This is a genomic window from Pseudoalteromonas sp. P1-9, assembly GCF_001399975.1.
GTDB lineage: Bacteria > Pseudomonadota > Gammaproteobacteria > Enterobacterales > Alteromonadaceae > Pseudoalteromonas.
Window position 1 is genome coordinate 1 of sequence record NZ_LKBD01000186.1, and the last position, 253, is coordinate 253.

Annotated in this window: 1 rRNA gene; it reads right to left on the reverse strand. The window is 43.9% G+C overall.

The window, feature by feature from the left end:
* A 23S ribosomal RNA gene (locus AN214_RS22110) occupies nucleotides 1–253 on the reverse strand; the annotation flags it as partial.

A 253-nucleotide genomic window follows, 5' to 3' on the forward strand; every position in this document is an offset into this window, starting at 1 on the left:
TATCGGTCAGTTGGGAGTATTTAGCCTTGGAGGATGGTCCCCCCATATTCAGTCAAAGTTTCACGTGCTCCGACCTACTCGATTTCACTTTAGATAAGTTTTCATGTACGGGACTATCACCCTGTATCGTTGAACTTTCCAGAACATTCCATTAACTACACTAAAGCTTAAGGGCTAATCCGATTTCGCTCGCCGCTACTTTCGGAATCTCGGTTGATTTCTTTTCCTCGGGGTACTTAGATGTTTCAGTTCT